Genomic DNA, 19818 nt, shown 5'->3' with positions numbered 1-19818 from the left:
CGCGGCATGGATGCCGCGGCCAAGCCCCCATGGACGGGTTTACGGCGTCTCCCGCCACCGGACCCACCCCGCCATCCCCAAGTAAGCCAGCTTCTGCTGTTGCTTCGGCTTCGGCTTCGGCTTCTGCAGGTGCAGGGCGCAGCCCTGCATGAAAAACCCACCCCCTACCAAGGTAGGGCGGCCCGCGCGCCAGCGCCGGACTATCCTCGAACCCATGACTTTGTCTGGGAGGGCTGCGTCATGAACTACGAGGAAACCTACCGTCGCTCGATCGACGAGCCGGAGGCCTTCTGGGGCGAGGAAGCCAAGCGCATCCATTGGCACAAACCGCCGCAGCAGGTGCTCGACTACAGCAACCCGCCGTTCCGGCGCTGGTTCGTCGGCGGCGAAACCAATCTCTGCTACAACGCCGTCGACCGCCACCTGGCAACGCGCGCCGACCAGCTCGCGCTGGTTGCGATTTCCACCGAAACCAACAGCACCCGCGAGATCACCTATCGCCAGCTGTATCGCGAAGTGAACGACTTCGCCGCCGTGCTCAAGCATCTCGGCGTCGGCCACGGTGACCGCGTGGTGATCTACATGCCGAACATGGCCGAAGCCGTGTTCGCGATGCTGGCCTGCGCGCGCATCGGTGCGGTGCACTCGGTGGTGTTCGGTGGCTTCGCCGCGCACAACCTGGCGCTGCGCATCGACGATGCGAAGCCGAAGTTGCTGATCGCAGCGGACGCCGGCATGCGCGGTGGCAAGCTGATTCCGTACAAGCCGATGGTCGACGCGGCCTGCGCCGAAGCGGCGTCGCCGCCACCGCACGTGCTGATCGTGTCGCGCGGGCTGGATGCCGCCGAACCCCGCGTGCCGGGTCGCGACGTGGACTACGCCGCGCTGCGTGCACAGGTTGGTGAGGTCGATGTGCCGGTACAGTGGCTGGAAGCGAGCGAGCCGAGCTACCTGCTGTACACCTCCGGCACCACCGGCAAGCCGAAGGGCGTGCAGCGCGATGTCGGTGGTTACGCGGTGGCGATGGCGCAGTCGATGGAGACCGTGTTCGACTGCAAGCCGGGCCAGGTGATGTTCTCCACTTCCGACGTCGGCTGGGCGGTAGGCCACTCGTACAACGTGTACGGCCCGCTGATCGGTGGCTGCACCTCGTTGCTGTACGAGGGGCTGCCGACGAATCCGGACCCGGGTATCTGGTGGGCGCTGTGCGAACAGTACAACGTGCGCACCATGTTCTCCTCACCCACCGCCATCCGCGTGCTGAAGAAGCATGACGCGGACTTCATCCATCGCCACGACCTGCGCGCCCTGAAGTACCTGTTCCTGGCCGGCGAGCCGCTGGACGAGCCCACCGCGCACTGGATCAGCGAAGCGCTGGGCAAGCCGATCATCGACAACTACTGGCAGACCGAAACCGGCTGGCCGGCACTGACCCTGCTGCCGGGCCTGGAGATGAAGCCGGTGCGCTTCGGTTCACCGGGCTTCCCCAATCTCGGCTATCGGATGAAGGTGATCGACGAGAACACCGGCGAGGAAGTGGCGCCGGGGCAGAAGGGCGTGCTGGTGGTGTCGCCGCCCTTGCCGCCGGGTTGCATGAGCACGGTGTGGAACGACGACAGCCGTTTCCTGCAGAGCTACTTCAGTCACTTCAAGGAACTGCTGTACAGCTCGCTGGACTGGGCGATCCGCGATGACGATGGCTATACCTTCATCCTCGGCCGTACCGACGATGTGATCAACGTGGCCGGGCATCGTCTGGGTACGCGCGAGATCGAGGAGGCCATCTCCAGCCACCCGCGCGTGGCCGAGGCTGCCGTGATCGGGGTCAAGGACGAGCTGAAGGGGCAGGTGCCGCTGGTGTTCGTCACCCTCAAGCAGGGGCTTGAGGGCGAGGATCCGGCGCCGGTGGTGGCCGAGATGATGGCGACGGTGACGACTTCGCTTGGTGCGGTCGCGCGCCCGGCGCACGTGCACGTGGTCAATGCGCTGCCCAAGACCCGTTCGGGCAAGCTGCTGCGGCGCTCGTTGCAGGCGTTGGCCGAGCAGCGCGACCCGGGCGACCTGTCGACGCTGGACGACCCCAGCGCGCTGGAGGAGATCCGCCGCGCGCTGGGCCGTTGATCCGGTAGCGCCGGCCGCTGGCCGGCCCCCCCATCAATCCCGAGGTTGCCGGCCAGCGGACGGCACTACCCGCGGCACTTGCGCTAAGCTCGGCCTGTCATCGACCTGCAACACGCGGTGCGCGCCGGGGAACGCGCGCGCCGCCCGGGGATGGCAATAAGGGGGGCGTGCCCGCACACGGCACGCTGGCATGGCGCATCAACGGAGGGGGGCAATGGCATTGCTGCACGCCAAGACGGCTGCTGGCCGTCAGGAAATCGAAGACCGTGGCCGGCGCCTGCCGGCGGCACTGCGTTCAATCCTGCTGATGGTCGATGGCCATCGCGATGACACCGAACTGCGCGGCTTGTTCGATGGCCTGCGCGCACCTCCGGATGCACTGGAGCAGCTGGCCGCACAGGGACTGATCGAGGTGATCGGCGGGAGCGTAGAGGCCGCTCCGGCGCGTGGCATCAGCACCGGCCGCGAACAGGACCCGGCGCTGTACCAGCAGTTGTACGACGCGATGAGCGAGGCGGTGCGGCGCCATCTGGGGCTGAAGGGCTACTTCATGCAGTTGAAGATCGAACGCTGCACCGATGCGCTGGCGCTGGAACGCCTTTGCCCGGAACTGCTGGCGGCGGTGGGCAAGGCGCGCAGCCCGGCGCTGGCCCAGCGCTGGTGGCAGGAAACCCAGTCCGCCGTAGTAAACGCTGGCAAAGAGGTCGTGCAGGCCTGAGCCACCGCGTAAAGTGATCGGTTCACTTCCCCACAAGGAGTCCCGCGTGCAGGACGACCACGATGACACCGACACCCCCGGCTGGGACGCGATCAATGCGGCGCTTACGCCGCTGTATGCCGGGCAGGAGCCGCGACACTACGGCACCGCGCTTCCCTACACGCTCGGCGGCCAGGATCCGCTGGATGGCATCAGCGTGTACTGGGCGGATGCGCCGGTTCCGCATTGGCACTACATCACCTACGGTTTCTCCGAGCTGTATGCCAAGGAGAGCAGTGATGCTGCCGCCAGCGGCTATGGTTTCGAGCTGACGTTCCGTCTCGCTGCCGAAGCCGCTGAGAACGCCGACAGCACGCCGCCGGTGTGGCCGATGAACCTGCTGCAGAACCTGGCGCGCTATGTGTTCGGCAGCGGCAACGTGTTCGAGGATGGCCACCATCTGAATGCCAACGGCCCGATCGCACTGGAGACCGACACGCGGTTGTGCCACCTGGCCTTCATTGCCGACCCGCAGTTGCCGGCACGCGACACCGCCAATGGCTACCTGCAGTTCCTGCAGCTGGTTGGATTGACCGATGAGGAAATGGAGGCAGTCAAGCGCTGGTCTACGCGCGGCGTGCTGCAGGCGCTGCAGCCGGCAATGCCGCTGTGGGTCAGCGACCTGCACCGCGGCAACCTGCTGGAGGACCCTGCGCTGGCGGCAGAGGTGCGGGCCGGCAGCGAGCGCGAAGGCTCCAGCACCGGCATGCTGTTCATCGAGACACTGGACTGGCGCCAGGAGGCGGGCATGACCACGCTGGTGCTTGGCGCCGGCCAGGTGGCGAGCGTGTGCGAACTGCTGCCGCTGCGCCTGCGCCACGGCAGATCGCTGGAACTGGTCAGCCGCGAGCGGCAGTGGGAGTTCATCGCGGACGGGGGCGGTGAAGTGGCGGACGTATCCGCCGACAGCGCGCGCTGGTCACTGGACGAGGCGGGCCTGCAGGCCCTGGCAGGGGTGCACGCCGAGCGCGGGGTCTACCCGCTGGCAGGAAGGTTGCGTATCGAGGTGGTGCCGACCTACCTGCGCGATGCCAAGGGGGAAGTGATCCGCCAGATCGGCTGATCGCGCCAATGAAATCGAGGGGGGCGGAGCCGCCTGGTAGCCGATGGGGTCAGATCCGTTCGCCACGCGAACGGCTCTGACCCCTGACCAAGGTCAGGCCAGGCCTTCGGCCTTCAGCGCGGCCTGCACGCCGGCATCGGCGTCCATGCGTGCCTTGTAGGCGGCCAGGTTGTCCAGGCCGGACAGATCAACCTTGGTACCGGCGGCCCAGCGCAGGGTGATGTAGAAGTACGGGTCGGCGAAGCTGCGGAAGCCGGCCAGCCAGGGCTTGTCGGCCAGCTGCTTGTCAGCGGTCTCGAACAGGCCACGCAGGCGCTTGTGCGCGGCGGCGCGGATCGCGTCGTACTGGCTCTCGTCGGCGATGAACTTGCCCGGCGCGAACAGCGGCGAGAAGGCCGGGTGCACGTCGGAATTGACGAAGGCCAGCCAGCGGGTGGCTTCGGCGCGCTGGCGCGGGCTGCCATCACCGCCGAGGCCGGCCTGCGGGAAGCTGTCGGCGATGTAGCCCATGATCGCGGCGTTCTGCAGCAGCACGAAGTCGCCGTCGACCAGTGCGGGAACGGCACCGGCCGGATTGATCTTCAGGAATTCCGGACCCTTCAGGGTGTCCTTGTTCAGCAGTTCAACCTCGAACGGCTGGCCGGTCCACTGCAGGGCGATGTGGTCGGCGGTGGAACAGGCACCGGGCTTGCTGTACAGCTTCATGGGAACTCCAGGTGATGCGGGCGGGAAACGCCCACTATCCCAGAGCCCGGCGGCGGCCGGCAACGCTGCCGCCAGCACGGATCGTTACGATTGCCGCGGCTTGAGGTTCTGCACCTTGTAGAAGGTGTGATCGCCGATGGTCGCCACCTGGTAGGCGTTGCGCCAGTTCGGGCTGGCGATGGACAGCGCGGCGAAGTGGCTGGCACCGGGCACGATCTCGCGGCGTTCGCCGGCCGGCAGCGCCCAGTTGCGCTCGGCGTCGAAGGCCACGTTCATCGCTTCGCTCCACGCCGCGTCATTGCCCAGCTGGGTGCCGGGGGAGACGATGGTCGGTGCGAACTGCTTGCGCGCGGTGACCACCTGGCACATCGAGTCGCCCCACAGGCCACTGTCGAGACGGCGCAGGGCGACCTCAGCAACAGCCTGCTGGCCGCGCAGGGTCTGGTCGCGGGCTTCCAGGTAGACGGTGGTGCTCAAACACAGTGAATCAGCGGCCGGCTGAGGCAACAACTGCGACAGCCAGAGAATCCAGGCCAGTTTCATATAACTCCTTGCTCCGTATGGGCCGCACCCTCCGGTTCCGGCCGCGGGGCGACAGGAGGTGGGGGACGACTTGGCGTCATGGGGAGGCGGCCATCGGGGCCGCCCCGTGGGCAGCCCCAAAAGAAACGATCAGTACCGATCGTGGGGACTGCGCCGGCTCACCGGAAACTGGCTGGTGAGCGGAAAGATGGCGCAAGGTAGGGGGGCATAGCCGAACGCATCGTGAACCGCTCGGCTTGACATTCAGGTTCGACCGGGGTGACGGAAATCACATTCCGTCCCCCATTCAGGCGCTCATCAGAGCGCGGCGGCGACCCGGCTGCCCTGGTCGATGGCGCGTTTCGCATCGAGTTCGGCGGCCACGTCGGCACCGCCGATCAGCTGCGCGTTGATGCCGGCCGCCTGCAGTTCGGCCTGCAGCGTGCGGTTCGGTTCCTGCCCGGCGCAGATCACCACATGGTCGACCGGCAGCAGCTGTTCGCTGCCGTCCACGCGGATGCGCAGGCCCTCGTCGTCCACCCCTAGGTACTCGACGCCACCGAGCATGCGCACGCCCTTGGCCTTCAGCGTGGCGCGATGGATCCAGCCGGTGGTCTTGCCCAGCCGCGCGCCCGGCTTGCCCGGGCTGCGCTGCAGCAGCCACAAGCGTCGCGGTGACGGCTCGACCTCGGGCCGACCCAGCGAGCCGCGTGCCTCGAAGCTGGGGTCCACGCCCCATTCGGCCATCCAGCGCTGCGGATCCAGCGAGGGGGATTCACCGGCGTGGCTGAGGAATTCGCCGACATCGAAGCCGATGCCGCCGGCGCCGATGATCGCCGCATTGGCGCCAACTTCGACCCGTCCCAGCAGCACGTCCAGGTAGCTCACCACCTTGGCGTGATCGGCACCGGGGAAATCGACCTTGCGCGGGGTGATGCCGGTGGCCAGCACCACCTCGTCGAAGCCAGCCAGTTGGGAAGCGTCGACGCGGGTGCCCAGGCGCAGCTGTACGCCGGTCTCCTGCAGCGCGTGGCGGAAGTAGCGCAGGGTCTCGTGGAACTCTTCCTTGCCGGGGATGCGCTTGGCCACGTTGAACTGGCCGCCGATCTCATCATTGGCATCGAACAGGGTGACCTGGTGGCCACGCTGGGCAGCGACAGTGGCGCAGGCTAGGCCGGCGGGGCCGGCGCCGACCACCGCAACCGTCTTCGGCGTAGCAGTGGGACGATAGACCAGCTCGGTCTCGTGGGCGGCGCGCGGATTGACCAGGCAGCTGGCCAGCTTGTTCTCGAACACGTGGTCCAGGCAGGCCTGGTTGCAGGCGATGCAGGTGTTGATCGCCTCCGCGCGGCCGGCACGGGCCTTGTTCGGCCACTGCGGGTCGGCCAGCAGCGGGCGTGCCAGCGACACCATGTCGGCGCCGCCACCGGCCAGGATGCGTTCGGCAACGTCGGGCATGTTGATGCGGTTGGTCGCCACCAGCGGTACCTTCACATGCGGCTTGAGCTTGGCGGTGACGCCGGCAAAGGCCGCGCGCGGCACCGAGGTGGCGATGGTCGGAATGCGCGCTTCGTGCCAGCCGATGCCGGAATTGATGATCGTTGCGCCAGCCGCCTCGATCGCCTGCGCCTGTTGAACGATCTCGTCCCAGTCGCTGCCGTCGTCGACCAGATCCACCAGTGACAGGCGGTAGATGATGATGAAGTCCGGGCCACAGGCCTCGCGGATGCGGCGCACGATCTCGACCGCGAAGCGCATGCGCTGGCGCGCGTCGCCGCCCCAGGCATCGGCGCGCTTGTTGGTGCGCGGGGCGATGAACTCGTTGATGAGGTAGCCCTCCGAGCCCATCACTTCCACGCCGTCGTAGCCGGCCTCGCGGGCCAGCTTCGCGCTGCGAGCGTAGTCGGCGATATGGCGCTCTACGCCGCTGGCCGACAATGCGCGCGGGGTGAACGGGTTGATCGGTGCTTTCAGCTTCGACGGTGCCACCGACAACGGGTGGTAGGCATAGCGGCCGGCATGCAGCAACTGCAGGCAGATCTTCGCGCCGTGCTGGTGCGCGGCGGCGGTGAGCTGGCGGTGCGGCCGCACTTCCCAGGGCCAGGACAGCTTGCCACCGAATGGCTTCAGCCAACCGACCACATTGGGCGCGAAGCCGCCGGTGACGATCAGGCCGACGCCGCCCTCGGCGCGCTCGGCGAAGTAGGCCGCCAGCCGTGGGAAGTCGCGGGCGCGATCTTCCAGGCCGGTGTGCATCGAACCCATCAGGACGCGGTTGCGCAGCTGGGTGAAGCCCAGATCCAGCGGGGCGAACAGGTGGGGATAGGCGCTTTCGTTGGCTGGCGACATGGTCGATACGCTTGCGTACGGAAGCGCGAAGCGTGCCGCGAAACGGCGGCCGGGGCAAGGGCCGCTTCTTTGGGAGGGCTGGCCGCTGTCTGACGGTTTGGTAGTGTCGGCCGCTGGCCGGGTGCGCTCGGCACATGCGTGCTGTCGCTCCCGCGTTTCGCTGCGCGAATCGCGGGCCCCACTCACCGGCCTCCAACCCCCCCGCGCCTGCGGCGCTGCCCCCGAACTCCGGGGGCGGTAGTGCCGGCCGCTGGCCGGCATTCCGGTCAACTCAGGGCGATTGCGGTTGCCGGCCAGCGGCCGGCACTACCGGAGCAGGCCTACCGATCCCGAACCAGCCCAGCGTCACTCCGCACAGCGGCCCGATCAGCAGGGCGAAGGCGAGGGTGCCGAGGCCGACATTGCCGCCCAGGCACCAGCCCAGCAGCAGTACGCTGCCTTCGATCAGGCTGCGCACCTTCCAGATCGGCCAGCCGGTACGGGCATGCAGACCGGTCATCAGGCCATCGCGTGGCCCCGGGCCAAGGCGGGCACCGATGTACAGGCCGGTGGCCAGCGCCACCAGCAGCATGCCGGCACAGAACATCGCCACCTGCCAGCCAAGGCCGACGGCCGGCGGCAGCAGCCACAGCCCGAACTGTGCGGAGGGGCCGATCAGCATCACGTTGAGCACGGTGCCGAGGCCCGGCTTCTGCCGCAGGGGCCACCACAGCAGGAGCACCAATGCACCGATGGCATTGGTTGCCAGGCCGAATGACAGCGGCGTCTGCGCGGCGATGCCCTGCGACAGAACATCCCAGGGTGCCACGCCGATGGCGGCGCGGATCATCAGCGAGGCGCCGAAGCCGTACAGGAACAGGCCGGTGATCAATTGCAGCAGGCGCAAGGGCAGGGCGGTGGGCATGGCGGTCCGGGGGGGCGGGGATCTGTTTCCACCGTATCGCCGTTTCTGCGTCATCCATAGATACAGATGCCGGCCAATCCGCCGCTACAGGTAGCGTCGATCCCGCGTAGAGGCTGTGGTGTAGAGCCGAGCCCCTGATCGGCTCCGCACTGCGGCGTCAGTCGTCCCAGCCGACCAGCGCCAGCTTGCCCACCGTGCGCCCGCTGGCCAGGCGCTGATGCGCGATGTCCAGGTTGGCCGCATTGATCGTGCCCAGCGTCTCATTGAGCGTACCGCGCAGCTGGCCGGCATCGATCATGCTGGCCGCACGGCTGAGGATGCGGTGCTGTTCGATGCAGTCGGCGGTGGCGAAGCGCGAACGCGCGAACATGAATTCCCAGTGGATGCCGATGCATTTGGCCTTGTAGGGATCGCCGATGCGCTGTGCACCCCGCGGCTCGACGATCAGGCCGACGTGGCCCTGCGGTGCCAGCAGCTGGCCCAGTTCATCCCAGTAGTGGTCGGTGTCGGCCAGATTGAGCGCGACCTGCACCGCATCGATGCCCAGCGCCTGCAACTGGGGCTGCAGTGGCTGCCGATGGTCGATCATATGCGCGGCCCCCATCTGTCGGCACCAGTCGATCGAGGCCTCGCGCGAGGCGGTGGCGATCACCTCGAAACCGGCATGGCGTGCCAGCTGGATCGCCATCGAGCCGACGCCGCCGGCGCCGCCGATCACCAGCAGGTGCTGGCCCACGTGGCGGCGGCCATCGAGCTGCAGCGGCATGCGCTGGAACAGCAGTTCCCAGGCTGTGAGAGTGGTCAGCGGCAGCGCGGCCGCTTCAGCGAAATCGAGCGTGGTCGGCTTGCGGGCGACCAGGCGCTCATCAACCCACTGGTACTGGGCGTTGCAGCCCGGTCGGGTCACGTCACCGGCGAAGTAGACCTCGTCACCGGAGGCGAACAGGCTGGCCTCGTCACCGATGGCTTCGACCACGCCGGCTGCGTCCCAGCCGAGCACCCGGGGAACCTCAAGGGTGGCCGGATCGGTGGCGGCCCGCTGCTTGCCATCGACGGGGTTGACCGAAACCGCTTCGATTCGCACCAGCAGATCGCGGCCGCGAGGAGGCAGCGGCGGCGGCAGCAGGACATCACGCAGGGCGGGCGCGTATTCACGACTCAGGGCGACGGCTTTCATCACGGCTCCGGCTGGGTTCGTGATCCCATCATAAGGTTCCTCACGTTTCCTCAGACGCGCTGAACCGTGTGATGCAGCACGTTGCGCAATATGTCGCTTCTCGCGCCTAAACCCCGTCAAACCCTTGCAGCGTGTGGGTCTTGCGGATTTTCATCATCCTGTATAGGGTTTCAACGTCGGACCGGTGGACGGTCGGGCGCAACACTTCACATGTTACGGGACTGTTAACATGGCCTTCACCCGCCTGAGCATAATGTTCGCGGCGGTGGCGTGCTGAATCGGCTGTCGAACATCGACGCACTAGTGCTGGCCCATGCCTCTACCGGTTTCATACCCCCGAAATAGGAGCTGTACTCAATGAACAAGAAGATCCTTACTGCCGCGCTGCTGGGCGGCCTGGCTTTCGCCCAGGCAGCTTCGGCGCAGGAGTTCGATGACCGCTGGTACCTGACCGGTTCGGCCGGCTTCAACTTCCAGGACAGCGACCGTCTGACCAATGACGCTCCGTTCGTGACCCTGGGCCTGGGTAAGTTCATCAGCCCGAACTGGTCGCTGGACGGTGAGCTGAACTACCAGAACCCGAACTTCGACAGCAACCAGGACCTGAACTGGTCGCAGTACGGCGTCTCGCTGGACCTGCGTCGCCACTTCATCAAGGAAGGCCGCGGCTGGAACCCGTACATCGTCGGTGGCCTGGGCTACCAGAAGTCGGAAGAAGAGTACGCTGCGCTCGACAACAACGGCCCGCGCCAGCGTAAGGACGGCAATGTTGCTGCCAAGCTGGGCGTCGGCCTGCAGACCACCTTCGAGAAGCGTGTTGCTGTCCGCGCCGAAGTGGCCTACCGCGCTGACTTCGACGACCAGAGCATCGCCGCACGTGACGAAAGCTGGTTCGGCGACGTGCTGGCTTCGGTCGGCGTCGTGATCCCGCTGGGCCCGGCTCCGGTCGCGGCTGCTCCGGCTCCGGCTCCGGTTGCCCCGAGCTGCGCCGACCTGGACGACGACGGTGACGGCGTCAACAACTGCGACGACAAGTGCCCGAACTCGCAGCCGGGTCAGACCATCGGTCCGGACGGTTGCCCGGTTCCGGTCTCCATCGACCTGAAGGGCGTCAACTTCGACTTCGACAAGTCGAACCTGCGTCCGGACGCCGTGGCGATCCTGAGCGAAGCCACCGAGATCCTGAAGCGTTACCCGGATCTGCGCGTTGAAGTTGCCGGTCACACCGACTCGAAGGGTACCGACGCTTACAACCAGAAGCTGTCGGAGCGTCGTGCTACCGCCGTGTACAACTACCTGACCAAGAACGGCGTTGACGCCGGTCGCCTGGTCGGCCCGATCGGCTACGGCGAGAGCCGTCCGATTGCTCCGAACACCAACCCGGATGGTTCGGACAACCCGGAAGGTCGCGCCAAGAACCGTCGTACCGAGCTGAACGTCCAGAACTAAGTTCTGACGCTCTGCCCGTAGGACACAGCAGGACCCGGCTTCGGCCGGGTCTTGTTGTTTCTGCGGGCAGGACGCTCGCCTGTGACGCGGCAAGGCAACCGTTCGTCGGTCTTTTGTCCGTAAAACCAACAAGTTGTCGTATTCATTGAAAGTGGCGCTTGAAAGCTGACGCGGCATTGCTAAACTCGCCGCGTCACTTCCTTCCGTGGATGCCCCTCATGCTGCGCTCTGCATCGGCCGCCGTCCTGGCGCTGGCCCTGGTTCCCGCCGCCCACGCTGCGGTCGATTGCTCGGTCAACACCAGCGCCTCGCCGCTGCCGTTGCCGGCCACGACCATCGCGCCAGTGGCCGACGAGCTGTACATCCGTGGCAACCAGCTGGGCATGCCGGCCGGTGTGCTGAGCAGCAACTACGACCCGTCGCAGTCGCTGGACCAGGTGCTGCAGCGCCTGCGCATCGACGGCTGCCAGAACATCGCCAAGGCCATTCCGAGCGCACCGGCGGTGAAGCCGAACGATCCGGCGGCCTACAAGCCGCAGACCGAATTCGACAACACGCCCTGGCGCTTCGACATGAGCCAGAACGGCAAGCGCATGACCGCCGAAGAGTTCGACGCCTGGATGAAGGCGCGCGGCGTTCGCGTGGTTAAGGCGCGTCCGGCTCCGGCCGCCACTCCGGCCCCGGCCGAAGCACCGGCTGAGACCAAGCCGGTCGACAAGAAGTAAGCGCCGCGGGGAGCAGAGGCTTGCGCACGCGCCGCCCACCTGCCGCCCCCGCCTCCTGCTCCCGCGCACCGCGTGGGCGTGCGACTCCGGATGTCTCCAGTGGCGTGCGCCATGGTCTGGCGCGCGTGCTGTCCAAGGCGGGTGTGTGCTCGCGCAGCGAGGCCGCGCGCTGGATTGCCGAGGGCCGCGTGCGCGTGTCCGGCCGCATCGTTCGTGATCCCGAGTTCCCGATTGGACAGCCTGTGCCACCGATCGAGGTCGACGGCCAGCCGATGGGGGCGCCGCAGCGCCTGTACCTGATGCTCAACAAGCCGCGCGGGGTGGTCACCACGGCGCAGGACGAGCGTGGTCGCGACACCGTGTACCGCTGCTTCGATGGTGCCGGCCTGCCGTGGATCGCGCCGGTCGGGCGCCTGGACAAGGCCAGCGAAGGCTTGCTGTTGTTCAGCAATGATCCGCAGTGGGCGGCGCACCTGACCGATCCGGAGACCGGCCCGCAGAAGACCTATCACGTGCAGGTGGATCGTCTGCCCGATGATGACACCCTGGGCGCGCTGCGCGCCGGTGTCGAAGACGCGGGCGAGCTCCTCGCCGCCCGTGCCGTGCGCGTACTGCGCAGTGGCGACAAGACCGCATGGCTGGAGGTGGTCCTCGACGAGGGCCGCAACCGCCATATCCGCCGCCTGTTGGCGGCCTTCGACCTGCAGGTGCTGCGCCTGGTCCGGGTCGCGATCGGTGGGCTGCTGCTCGGCGATCTCGGCAAGGGCCAGTGGCGGGTTCTGCAGGTCAGCGACCAGCAGCGGCTGGGGGCCGCTGCACCGGGCTGATCATCGCCCGTGGCCGGCAGTTGCCGGCCGCCGTTCCAGGCGTAGGGGGCGCCTGGCTGTCGACTTTCCCGAACGGAGCCTGCCATGTACCACCCGACCCTCAATCAAACCCTGCGCTGTGCAGGCCTGCTGCTGCCGATGGTGCTGCTGGCCGCCTGCGGCGGCCACAAGAAGGTGGCCAAGGCGGAAACGCCTGCCGAGACCCCGGTGGTGGAAGTGAAGACCCCGGAGCTGGATGGTCGCGGCAGTTACCGCTTCCTGATGAGCAACGGCGACAAGAAGATGACCGCCGATGAGTTCGATGCCTGGATGAAGGCCAACGGCATCCGCGTTGCCAAGGGCAACGGCCAGGACGCCGCCGCCAAGCCGGTAGTGGTGGCCAGCAAGGAAGAGCCGAAGGGCAAGAAGAAAAAGAAGTGACGCCAGTGGGTGCCGACCTTGGTCGGCACGCTTTGACCGTGCGGGGTCAGAGCCCTTTCCTGCGGAAAGGGATCCGACCCCGGCCATGATCAGCCCTTGACCACGCCCAGTTCGACACCGATGCGGGTGAACGCATCAATCGCCCGGTCCAGGTGCTCGCGGCTGTGCGCGGCGCTGATCTGGGTACGGATGCGGGCCTGGCCCTTGGGCACCACCGGGAAGAAGAAGCCGATCGCGTAGATGCCTTCTTCCAGCAGGCGCTCGGCGAACTTCTGCGCCAACGGTGCGTCATACAGCATCACCGGGCTGATCGGATGCACGCCCGGCTTCACGTCGAAACCGGCGGCGGTCATCTTTTCGCGGAAGTAGGCGGTGTTCTCGGCCAGGGTGCTGCGCAGGTCGTCAGCGGCCGCCAGCATCTCGAACGCCTTGATGCCGGCGGCCACCACGTGCGGCGGCAGCGAGTTGGAGAACAGGTACGGGCGCGAGCGCTGGCGCAGCAGTTCGATCACCTCGGCGCTGGCGCAGGTGAAGCCGCCCAGTGCGCCACCCATGGCCTTGCCCAGAGTGCCGGTGATGATGTCGATCTTCTCCAGCACGCCCTTGACCTCGGCCGAGCCGCGGCCGGTGGCACCGAGGAAGCCGGTGGCATGGCATTCGTCGATGTGTACCAGGGCGTTGTACTTCTTTGCCAGCGCGGTGATCTCGTCCAGCGGCGCGATGAAGCCGTCCATCGAGAACACGCCGTCGGTGGTGATCAGCTTGGTCTTGCAGCCTGCGGCATCGGCGGCCTGCAGCTGGGCTTCCAGATCGGCCATGTCACAGTTGGCGTAGCGGAAGCGCTTGGCCTTGCACAGACGCACGCCGTCGATGATCGAAGCATGGTTCAGTGCATCGGAAATGATCGCGTCGTTCTCGCCAAGCAGCGGCTCGAACAGGCCGCCGTTGGCATCGAAGCAGGCCGCGTACAGGATGGTGTCCTGCTTGCCGAAGAAGTCGGCGATCTGCTTCTCCAGCTGCTTGTGCAGGTCCTGGGTGCCGCAGATGAAGCGCACCGAGGCCATGCCGAAGCCGTGGGTATCGAGTGCGTCCTTGGCGGCCTGGATCAGGTCCGGATGGTCGGCCAGTCCCAGGTAGTTGTTGGCACAGAAATTCAGCACCTTGCGGCCGTCGTCGAGGGTGATCTCGGCCGACTGCGGGCTGGTGATGATTCGCTCGGACTTGAAGAGGCCCTGGGCGCGGATGGCGTCCAGTTCCTCGGCGTAGTGGCGGGTCAGGGCGGAGGAGGCGTCGGTCATGGCGTGGGCACGGCTCTGAACGGGAAACCGCTGATTCTACCGGGCATCGCCGCTTGCCAACCGGCCCGGGCGGGGCATCGCCACGGCCGGCACATGTTGCATCGCAATAGCAAAGTGGTTAAAAATTCGTGAACCGGAGCTGTCCCGTTCCGGCCGATACGCCCGCCCTCGGCCTTCCACGCCACCGCCCCCACCGGAGACGCTCATGAAGCACGCCCGTGCCTGCCTCGCCATTGCCGCTGCCCTGTCCATGGCCGCCCCGTTCACCGCCAGTGCGCAGGAAAACGAATCGCCGTACAGCTGGAACGTCACCGCCGTGTCGGACTACCTGTTCCGTGGTGTCTCGCAGACCGACGAAAAGCCGACCCTGCAGGCCGGTTTCACCTACACCTCGCCGGTAGGCCTGTATGCCGGTGTCTGGGGGTCGGGCGTGGACTTTGGTCCGGGCGACCCGAACACCGAGGTCGACTACCAGATCGGTTACGGCGTGGACGTCACCCCGCGCGTCAACTTCGATGTGCTGCTGAACCGCTATACCTACATCGGTGCCAGCAACCAGAACTACAACGAGCTGGTGACCACCACCACGCTGGATGAGACCTACAAGCTGACCGTGGCCTACACCAATGACCAGTGGAACAGCGGCACCGACGGTTGGTACTACGGTATCGGCGGCCAGTGGGGCCTGCCGCGTGACTTCACCCTCAACGCCAATGTCGGCCGCAGCAGCTTCGAGAAGGGCCTGGCCAAGGACTACACCGACTGGAACGTCGGCGTCAGCCGCCAGTTCGGCCTGTTCAACGTCGGCCTGGGCTACTACGGTACCGACGGCAATGGCCGTGACAACTCGGGCAAGCTGGCACACAGCCGCGTGCTGCTGACCGTGGCCGTCGGCAAGTAACCCTTGCTTCGGTAGGTGCCAGGCTTGCCTGGCATGCTTTACGAAAAAGGCGCCCATCGGGCGCCTTTTTCAAATCCGCAGTGTTCTTGATCCCATCCGGGGGAGAGCCCCCTTGTTGTTCAAGGGGGCGCGCCAATGGCGCGGGGATAAGGAAACATGCGCGGACTGATTCAACGTGCCGAGGGCACGGTGAATCAGTTCCAGCTGAGCACGACCTTGCCGGCCTTGCCTTCTTCCATCAGGTCGAAACCCTTCTGGAAGTCGTCGATCGGCAGCTGGTGGGTCATCACCTTGCCGAGCGGGAAGCCGGACAGCACCAGCTGGGTCATCTTGTACCAGGTCTCGTACATCTTGCGGCCGTAGATGCCCTGCACGGTCAGGCCCTTGAAGATGATCTTGTCCCAGTCGCAGCCGGCACCCTTAGGCATGATGCCCAGCATGGCGATCTTGCCACCGTGGTACATGCAGTCGAGCATGTCGTTGAACGCACGAGGGTTGCCGCTCATTTCCAGGCCCACATCGAAGCCCTCCATGTGCAGTTCCTTCATCACGTCCTTCAGCGACTGGTTGGCGACGTTGACCACCCGGGTGGCGCCCATGTCGGCGGCCAGCTTCAGGCGGAAGTCGTTGACGTCGGTCACCACCACGTTGCGCGCACCGATGTGCTTGCAGATGCCGGCAGCGATGATGCCGATCGGGCCCGCGCCGGTGATCAGCACGTCCTCACCGATCACGTCGAATTCCAGTGCGCAGTGCGCTGCGTTGCCGTACGGGTCGAAGAACGCGGCCAGCTCCGACGGGATCTGGTCCGGGATCGGCCACAGGTTGCTGGCCGGCATCACCATGTATTCGGCAAAGGCACCATTGACGTTGACGCCGATGCCGACGGTGTTCGGGCACAGGTGCGGGCGGCCGCCGCGGCAGTTGCGGCAGTGGCCGCAGACGATGTGGCCTTCGGCCGAGACGCGCTGGCCGATCTCGTAGCCGGTCACGCCCGGGCCGATTTCGGCAATGCGGCCGACGAATTCATGGCCGATGGTCAGGCCCGGCTTGATCGTGCGCTGGCTCCACTCGTCCCACAGGTAGATGTGCAGGTCGGTACCGCAGATCGCGGTCTTCTCGAGCTTGATCAACACCTGGTTGGGGCCCGGAGTCGGCACCGGAACCTCTTCCATCCAGATGCCCTTGGCTGCTTCGCGCTTGACCAGGGCCTTCATCGTTTGCTGCGCCATCGGGGTGGAACTCATCAGGGGGAAAGCGCGGATTATAGGGTGCCGCGCGGATTTCCCATGTTGCGCTGCGGGTGCTTTGGCGGAACGAAAGGCGTGCGCCGGCGGGCGTTTCGAACGTACTGCAAACAGCAGCGCCTCCCTGATTCCGGGGGAGGGGGCGTGGTCACCCTGGCCGGGACACGCAAAAGCCCATCCATGGCGCCAACAGTCCCGGGCAGGGTGACCACGCCCCCTCTGGACGATTCCGTGTGCGCGGCCGATGTGCGCAGAGCAAGAAGCAGGCCCATGACTTCCGGGGTTCGGGCCGGGGCAGGGCGGCGGGCTACAATCGAGGGTTCCACTACCAGGGGCCGCTCCATGCGCTCGAACCTGCTTGCATTCTCCATCGTCGCCAGCCTTGGGCTGGTCCAGGTCGCCCACGCCGCAGAAGGCATGTGGGTGCCGCAGCAGCTGCCGGAAATTGCCGGGCCGCTGCAGAAGGCCGGCCTGAAGCTGTCCCCGGAGCAGCTGGCCGACCTGACCGGTGACCCGATGGGTGCGGTGGTTGCGCTGGGGGGCTGCACTGCCAGCTTCGTCTCGCCGCAGGGCCTGGTGGTCACCAACCACCACTGCGCGTATGGCGCCATCCAGCTCAATTCGACCGCGCAGAAGAACCTGATCAAGGACGGCTTCAACGCGCCGACCCTGAAGGACGAACTGAGCGCCGGCCCGAACGCCCGCGTGTTCGTGCTCGACCAGATCACCGACGTCACCGCCCAGGCCAAGGCCGCCATCGCCGCCGCCGGCAACGACCCGCTGGCCCGCAGTCGCGCGCTGGACGCCTTCGACAAGGCCCAGGTTGCCGCCTGTGAAGCCGATGCCGGCTTCCGCTGCCGCCTGTACAGCTTCTCCGGCGGCAACACCTATCGCCTGTTCCGCAACATGGAAATCAAGGACGTGCGCCTGGTCTACGCGCCCCCGGGCAGCGTCGGCAAGTTCGGCGGCGACGTCGACAACTGGATGTGGCCGCGCCACACCGGCGATTTCTCGTTCTACCGCGCCTACGTCGGCAAGGACGGCAAGCCGGCCGCCTTCGCCGCCGACAACGTGCCATACCAGCCCAAGCACTTCCTGAAGTTCGCCGACCAGCCGCTGGGCGCCGACGACTTCGTGATGGTGGCCGGCTACCCGGGCCGCACCAACCGCTACGCGCTGGCCGGTGAGTTCAACGAAACCGCCAGCTTCACCTACCCGACCATCGCCAAGCATTACAACGCCGTGCTGAAGATGATCGCCGACGCCGGCAAGGCCGACGCCGACGTCAAGGTGAAGTACGCTGCCACCGCCGCCAGCATGAACAACGTGGCCAAGAACTACCTGGGCCAGCTGGAAGGCTTCAAGCGCATCGACGCCGCCGGCCAGAAGCAGGCTGAAGAAGCTGCCGTGCTGGCCTGGCTGAAGAAGCAGGGTGCCGCCGGCAAGCCGGCCCTGGCGGCGCACGCGCAGCTGGTCAAGCACCTGGATACCAGCAAGGCGACCCGCGAGCGCGACCTGTTCGTCGGGCAGTTCAACAACACCTCGGCCGTTGGTGCGGCAATCACCCTGTACCGCCTGTCGATCGAGCGCAGCAAGCCGGATGCCGAGCGCGAAGCCGGTTACCAGGAACGCGACCTGACCACCATCGAAGGTGGCCTCAAGCAGATGGACCGCCGCTATGTGGCGAAGATGGACCAGCAGCTGCAGGCCTACTGGCTGGAGCAGTACGTGGCCCTGCCGGCCGCGCAGCGCGACAATGAAGTGCTGAACAAGTGGCTGGCCGGTAGCGATGCCAACGCAGTCAAGGCGCTGGTGGGCAAGCTGTCGGGCACCGAGCTCGGCAGCCTGGACGCACGCCTGAAATGGTTCAAGGCCGAACGTGCCGCATTCGAAGCCAGCAGCGATCCGGCCATCCAGTACGCCGTGGCTGTCATGCCGGCACTGCTGAAGCAGGAAGAGCAGAAGAAGATCCGCGAAGGTGAATCGCTGACCGCGCGTCCGCTGTACCTGCAGGCGGTGGCCGACTACAAGAAGAGCCAGGGCGAGTTCGTCTACCCGGACGCCAACCTGTCGCTGCGCATCACCTTCGGCAACGTCATGGGCTACGGCAAGGACGGCGTGAAGTACACCCCGTTCACCACCCTGGAAGGCGTGGCGGCGAAGGAAACCGGTGAAGATCCGTTCGATTCGCCGAAGGCGCTGCTCGATGCGGTCAAGGCCAAGCGTTATGGCGGCCTGGAAGACAAGCGCATCGGTTCGGTGCCGGTGAACTTCCTGTCCAACCTGGACATCACCGGCGGCAACTCGGGTTCGCCGGTGCTGGACGCCAACGGCAAGCTGGTCGGCCTGGCATTCGATGGCAACTGGGAATCGGTCAGCTCCAACTGGGTGTTCGACCCGGTGATGACCCGCATGATCGCCGTCGACAGCCGCTACATGCAGTGGATCATGCAGGAAGTGGCGCCGGCGCCGCAGCTGCTGAAGGAACTGAACCTGGCGAAATAAACCGGTTGCGGTAGTGCCGGCCGCTGGCCGGCAAACCCGACCCGAAGGCCGGGAATTCCGAAACCCCGCGACCCACGTCGCGGGGTTTTTTCATGCCCGCCCCGACCCGGTGCGCCGAACAGGTATCATCGCTGTTCCGCGCACTTCACAGGATGTGAACGAAACGCGGGAACCTCCTCCCCCCAGGACCCCTTGCACGCATGCGCATCCTGCTTGCCCGCCACGGTGAAACGCCGTGGAACGCCGAAGGCCGCTATCAGGGCCAGATCGACATCCCGCTGTCGCCGATCGGCGAAGCCCAGGCCCAGGCACTGGGTGCCCGCCTGGCCTCGGTCGACATCACCCGTGCCGTCGCCTCGCCGCTGTCGCGCGCGCAGCGCACCGCGCAGCTGGCGCTTGGCGCCGCCCGTGCCGACATGCTGCTGACCGAGCCGGAACTGCAGGAAATCGCCCACGGCGAATGGGAAGGGCTGCTGGCCAGCGAGATCCACGAGAAGGATCCGTCGCGCCTGCAGGCCTGGCGCGAGGAGCCGGATACCGTGCTGATGCCCGGCGGCGAATCGCTGCGCCTGGTGCTGGAGCGCAGCTGGCGCGGCCTGGCCCGCGCCACCGACGGCCTCGGCGAGCACGACACCCTGCTGGTGGTTGCCCATGACGCGGTGAACCGCGTGATCCTGTGCAAGGTGCTGGGCCTGCCGATCTCCCGCCTGTGGACCTTCCGCCAGGCACCGACCACGCTCAACCTGCTCGAAGGCGCCGACCTTGACAGCCTGGAAGTGGTGCGCCTGAACGACTGCGCCCACCACACGCCGTTCTTCGGCGAAGCCAAGCACCGCGCACTCTGATCG

The 19818-nt window shown here is 66.6% G+C and carries 17 protein-coding genes; 10 read left to right on the top strand and 7 right to left on the bottom strand.

Annotated elements, in window-relative coordinates; genetic code table 11:
* Window positions 1-240: 240 nt before the first annotated feature.
* The 3 genes from prpE (at window position 241) to AC10QF_RS13185 (ending at window position 3941) form a co-directional block, all read left to right on the top strand.
* Window positions 241-2121: a propionate--CoA ligase gene (prpE, locus tag AC10QF_RS13195; RefSeq protein WP_005415430.1), complete on the top strand. Its 1881-nt coding sequence runs from the start codon at window positions 241-243 to the stop codon at window positions 2119-2121.
* A gap of 214 nt (window positions 2122-2335) precedes the next feature.
* Window positions 2336-2839 (top strand): hypothetical protein, encoded by a 504-nt coding sequence (locus AC10QF_RS13190; RefSeq protein ID WP_005415431.1) that lies wholly within the window; start codon window positions 2336-2338, stop codon window positions 2837-2839.
* Window positions 2840-2885: 46 nt separating this feature from the next.
* Complete coding sequence (locus tag AC10QF_RS13185) at window positions 2886-3941, top strand: suppressor of fused domain protein (RefSeq protein WP_494542346.1); 1056 nt, start codon at window positions 2886-2888, stop codon at window positions 3939-3941.
* Between the two features lie 93 nt (window positions 3942-4034).
* On the opposite strand, the gene AC10QF_RS13180 is transcribed toward AC10QF_RS13185, so the two are convergent.
* From AC10QF_RS13180 to AC10QF_RS13160, 5 genes are all read right to left on the bottom strand, one after another.
* On the bottom strand, window positions 4035-4646 hold the full coding sequence (locus tag AC10QF_RS13180) for a glutathione S-transferase N-terminal domain-containing protein (protein ID WP_069138930.1): 612 nt from the start codon (window positions 4644-4646) through the stop codon (window positions 4035-4037).
* Window positions 4647-4730: 84 nt separating this feature from the next.
* Window positions 4731-5189: a cell wall hydrolase gene (locus AC10QF_RS13175; RefSeq protein WP_004154513.1), complete on the bottom strand. Its 459-nt coding sequence runs from the start codon at window positions 5187-5189 to the stop codon at window positions 4731-4733.
* Between the two features lie 297 nt (window positions 5190-5486).
* A complete protein-coding gene (locus tag AC10QF_RS13170) occupies window positions 5487-7517 on the bottom strand; it encodes an NADPH-dependent 2,4-dienoyl-CoA reductase (protein ID WP_005415434.1) in 2031 nt (676 codons plus the stop codon).
* 271 nt (window positions 7518-7788) lie between these two features.
* Window positions 7789-8421, bottom strand: a complete 633-nt coding sequence (gene yczE / locus AC10QF_RS13165; RefSeq protein ID WP_005415435.1) for a membrane protein YczE — start codon at window positions 8419-8421, stop codon at window positions 7789-7791.
* Between the two features lie 157 nt (window positions 8422-8578).
* A complete protein-coding gene (locus AC10QF_RS13160; protein ID WP_494542345.1) occupies window positions 8579-9598 on the bottom strand; it encodes a zinc-binding alcohol dehydrogenase family protein in 1020 nt (339 codons plus the stop codon).
* 357 nt (window positions 9599-9955) lie between these two features.
* Between AC10QF_RS13160 and AC10QF_RS13155 the strand changes: the two genes are divergently transcribed.
* From AC10QF_RS13155 to AC10QF_RS13140, 4 genes are all read left to right on the top strand, one after another.
* Window positions 9956-11047, top strand: a complete 1092-nt coding sequence (locus tag AC10QF_RS13155; protein WP_049416163.1) for an OmpA family protein — start codon at window positions 9956-9958, stop codon at window positions 11045-11047.
* A gap of 218 nt (window positions 11048-11265) precedes the next feature.
* The gene (locus AC10QF_RS13150; protein ID WP_005408235.1) at window positions 11266-11772 is read left to right on the top strand and encodes a hypothetical protein; all 507 of its coding nucleotides are present in this window, start codon (window positions 11266-11268) and stop codon (window positions 11770-11772) included.
* Window positions 11773-11792: 20 nt separating this feature from the next.
* On the top strand, window positions 11793-12599 hold the full coding sequence (locus AC10QF_RS13145; protein ID WP_494542344.1) for a pseudouridine synthase: 807 nt from the start codon (window positions 11793-11795) through the stop codon (window positions 12597-12599).
* 84 nt (window positions 12600-12683) lie between these two features.
* Complete coding sequence (locus tag AC10QF_RS13140; protein ID WP_005415439.1) at window positions 12684-13019, top strand: hypothetical protein; 336 nt, start codon at window positions 12684-12686, stop codon at window positions 13017-13019.
* 89 nt (window positions 13020-13108) lie between these two features.
* Here the strand turns inward: AC10QF_RS13140 and kbl are convergent, their stop codons facing one another.
* Window positions 13109-14317 carry a glycine C-acetyltransferase gene (gene kbl, locus AC10QF_RS13135; RefSeq protein WP_005415440.1) on the bottom strand — a complete coding sequence of 403 codons (1209 nt, stop codon included), beginning with the start codon at window positions 14315-14317 and terminating at the stop codon, window positions 13109-13111.
* Between the two features lie 205 nt (window positions 14318-14522).
* On the opposite strand from kbl, the gene AC10QF_RS13130 reads away from it, so the two are divergent.
* Window positions 14523-15218 (top strand): TorF family putative porin, encoded by a 696-nt coding sequence (locus AC10QF_RS13130; protein WP_494542343.1) that lies wholly within the window; start codon window positions 14523-14525, stop codon window positions 15216-15218.
* Between the two features lie 194 nt (window positions 15219-15412).
* On the opposite strand, the gene tdh is transcribed toward AC10QF_RS13130, so the two are convergent.
* Window positions 15413-16435, bottom strand: coding sequence for an L-threonine 3-dehydrogenase (gene tdh / locus AC10QF_RS13125; RefSeq protein ID WP_005415442.1), 1023 nt, complete (start codon window positions 16433-16435; stop codon window positions 15413-15415).
* A 372-nt stretch (window positions 16436-16807) separates the two neighbouring features.
* On the opposite strand from tdh, the gene AC10QF_RS13120 reads away from it, so the two are divergent.
* On the top strand, window positions 16808-18970 hold the full coding sequence (locus tag AC10QF_RS13120) for a S46 family peptidase (protein ID WP_069138934.1): 2163 nt from the start codon (window positions 16808-16810) through the stop codon (window positions 18968-18970).
* A gap of 200 nt (window positions 18971-19170) precedes the next feature.
* On the top strand, window positions 19171-19815 hold the full coding sequence (locus tag AC10QF_RS13115) for a histidine phosphatase family protein (RefSeq protein ID WP_005415444.1): 645 nt from the start codon (window positions 19171-19173) through the stop codon (window positions 19813-19815).
* Window positions 19816-19818 lie beyond the last annotated feature (3 nt).

The sequence above is a fragment of the Stenotrophomonas maltophilia complex sp. Om-AH-Sm3 genome, from assembly GCF_059337855.1.
The sequence above is the reverse complement of the archived record's forward strand: the minus strand, read 5'-3'. Positions and strand labels throughout refer to the sequence as shown.

Excerpts from the sequence above, each read along its gene's own strand:
- AC10QF_RS13115 (WP_005415444.1), top strand. The coding sequence starts at position 19,171 with ATGCGCATCCTGCTTGCCCGCCACGGTGAAACGCCGTGGAACGCCGAA.
- AC10QF_RS13190 (WP_005415431.1), top strand. The coding sequence starts at position 2,336 with ATGGCATTGCTGCACGCCAAGACGGCTGCTGGCCGTCAGGAAATCGAA.
- AC10QF_RS13160 (WP_494542345.1), bottom strand. The coding sequence starts at position 9,598 with ATGAAAGCCGTCGCCCTGAGTCGTGAATACGCGCCCGCCCTGCGTGAT.
- AC10QF_RS13175 (WP_004154513.1), bottom strand. The coding sequence starts at position 5,189 with ATGAAACTGGCCTGGATTCTCTGGCTGTCGCAGTTGTTGCCTCAGCCG.
- AC10QF_RS13155 (WP_049416163.1), top strand. The coding sequence starts at position 9,956 with ATGAACAAGAAGATCCTTACTGCCGCGCTGCTGGGCGGCCTGGCTTTC.
- tdh (WP_005415442.1), bottom strand. The coding sequence starts at position 16,435 with ATGAAGGCCCTGGTCAAGCGCGAAGCAGCCAAGGGCATCTGGATGGAA.
- kbl (WP_005415440.1), bottom strand. The coding sequence starts at position 14,317 with ATGACCGACGCCTCCTCCGCCCTGACCCGCCACTACGCCGAGGAACTG.
- AC10QF_RS13120 (WP_069138934.1), top strand. The coding sequence starts at position 16,808 with ATGCGCTCGAACCTGCTTGCATTCTCCATCGTCGCCAGCCTTGGGCTG.
- yczE (WP_005415435.1), bottom strand. The coding sequence starts at position 8,421 with ATGCCCACCGCCCTGCCCTTGCGCCTGCTGCAATTGATCACCGGCCTG.
- AC10QF_RS13140 (WP_005415439.1), top strand. The coding sequence starts at position 12,684 with ATGTACCACCCGACCCTCAATCAAACCCTGCGCTGTGCAGGCCTGCTG.
- AC10QF_RS13170 (WP_005415434.1), bottom strand. The coding sequence starts at position 7,517 with ATGTCGCCAGCCAACGAAAGCGCCTATCCCCACCTGTTCGCCCCGCTG.
- AC10QF_RS13130 (WP_494542343.1), top strand. The coding sequence starts at position 14,523 with ATGAAGCACGCCCGTGCCTGCCTCGCCATTGCCGCTGCCCTGTCCATG.
- AC10QF_RS13150 (WP_005408235.1), top strand. The coding sequence starts at position 11,266 with ATGCTGCGCTCTGCATCGGCCGCCGTCCTGGCGCTGGCCCTGGTTCCC.
- AC10QF_RS13180 (WP_069138930.1), bottom strand. The coding sequence starts at position 4,646 with ATGAAGCTGTACAGCAAGCCCGGTGCCTGTTCCACCGCCGACCACATC.
- prpE (WP_005415430.1), top strand. The coding sequence starts at position 241 with ATGAACTACGAGGAAACCTACCGTCGCTCGATCGACGAGCCGGAGGCC.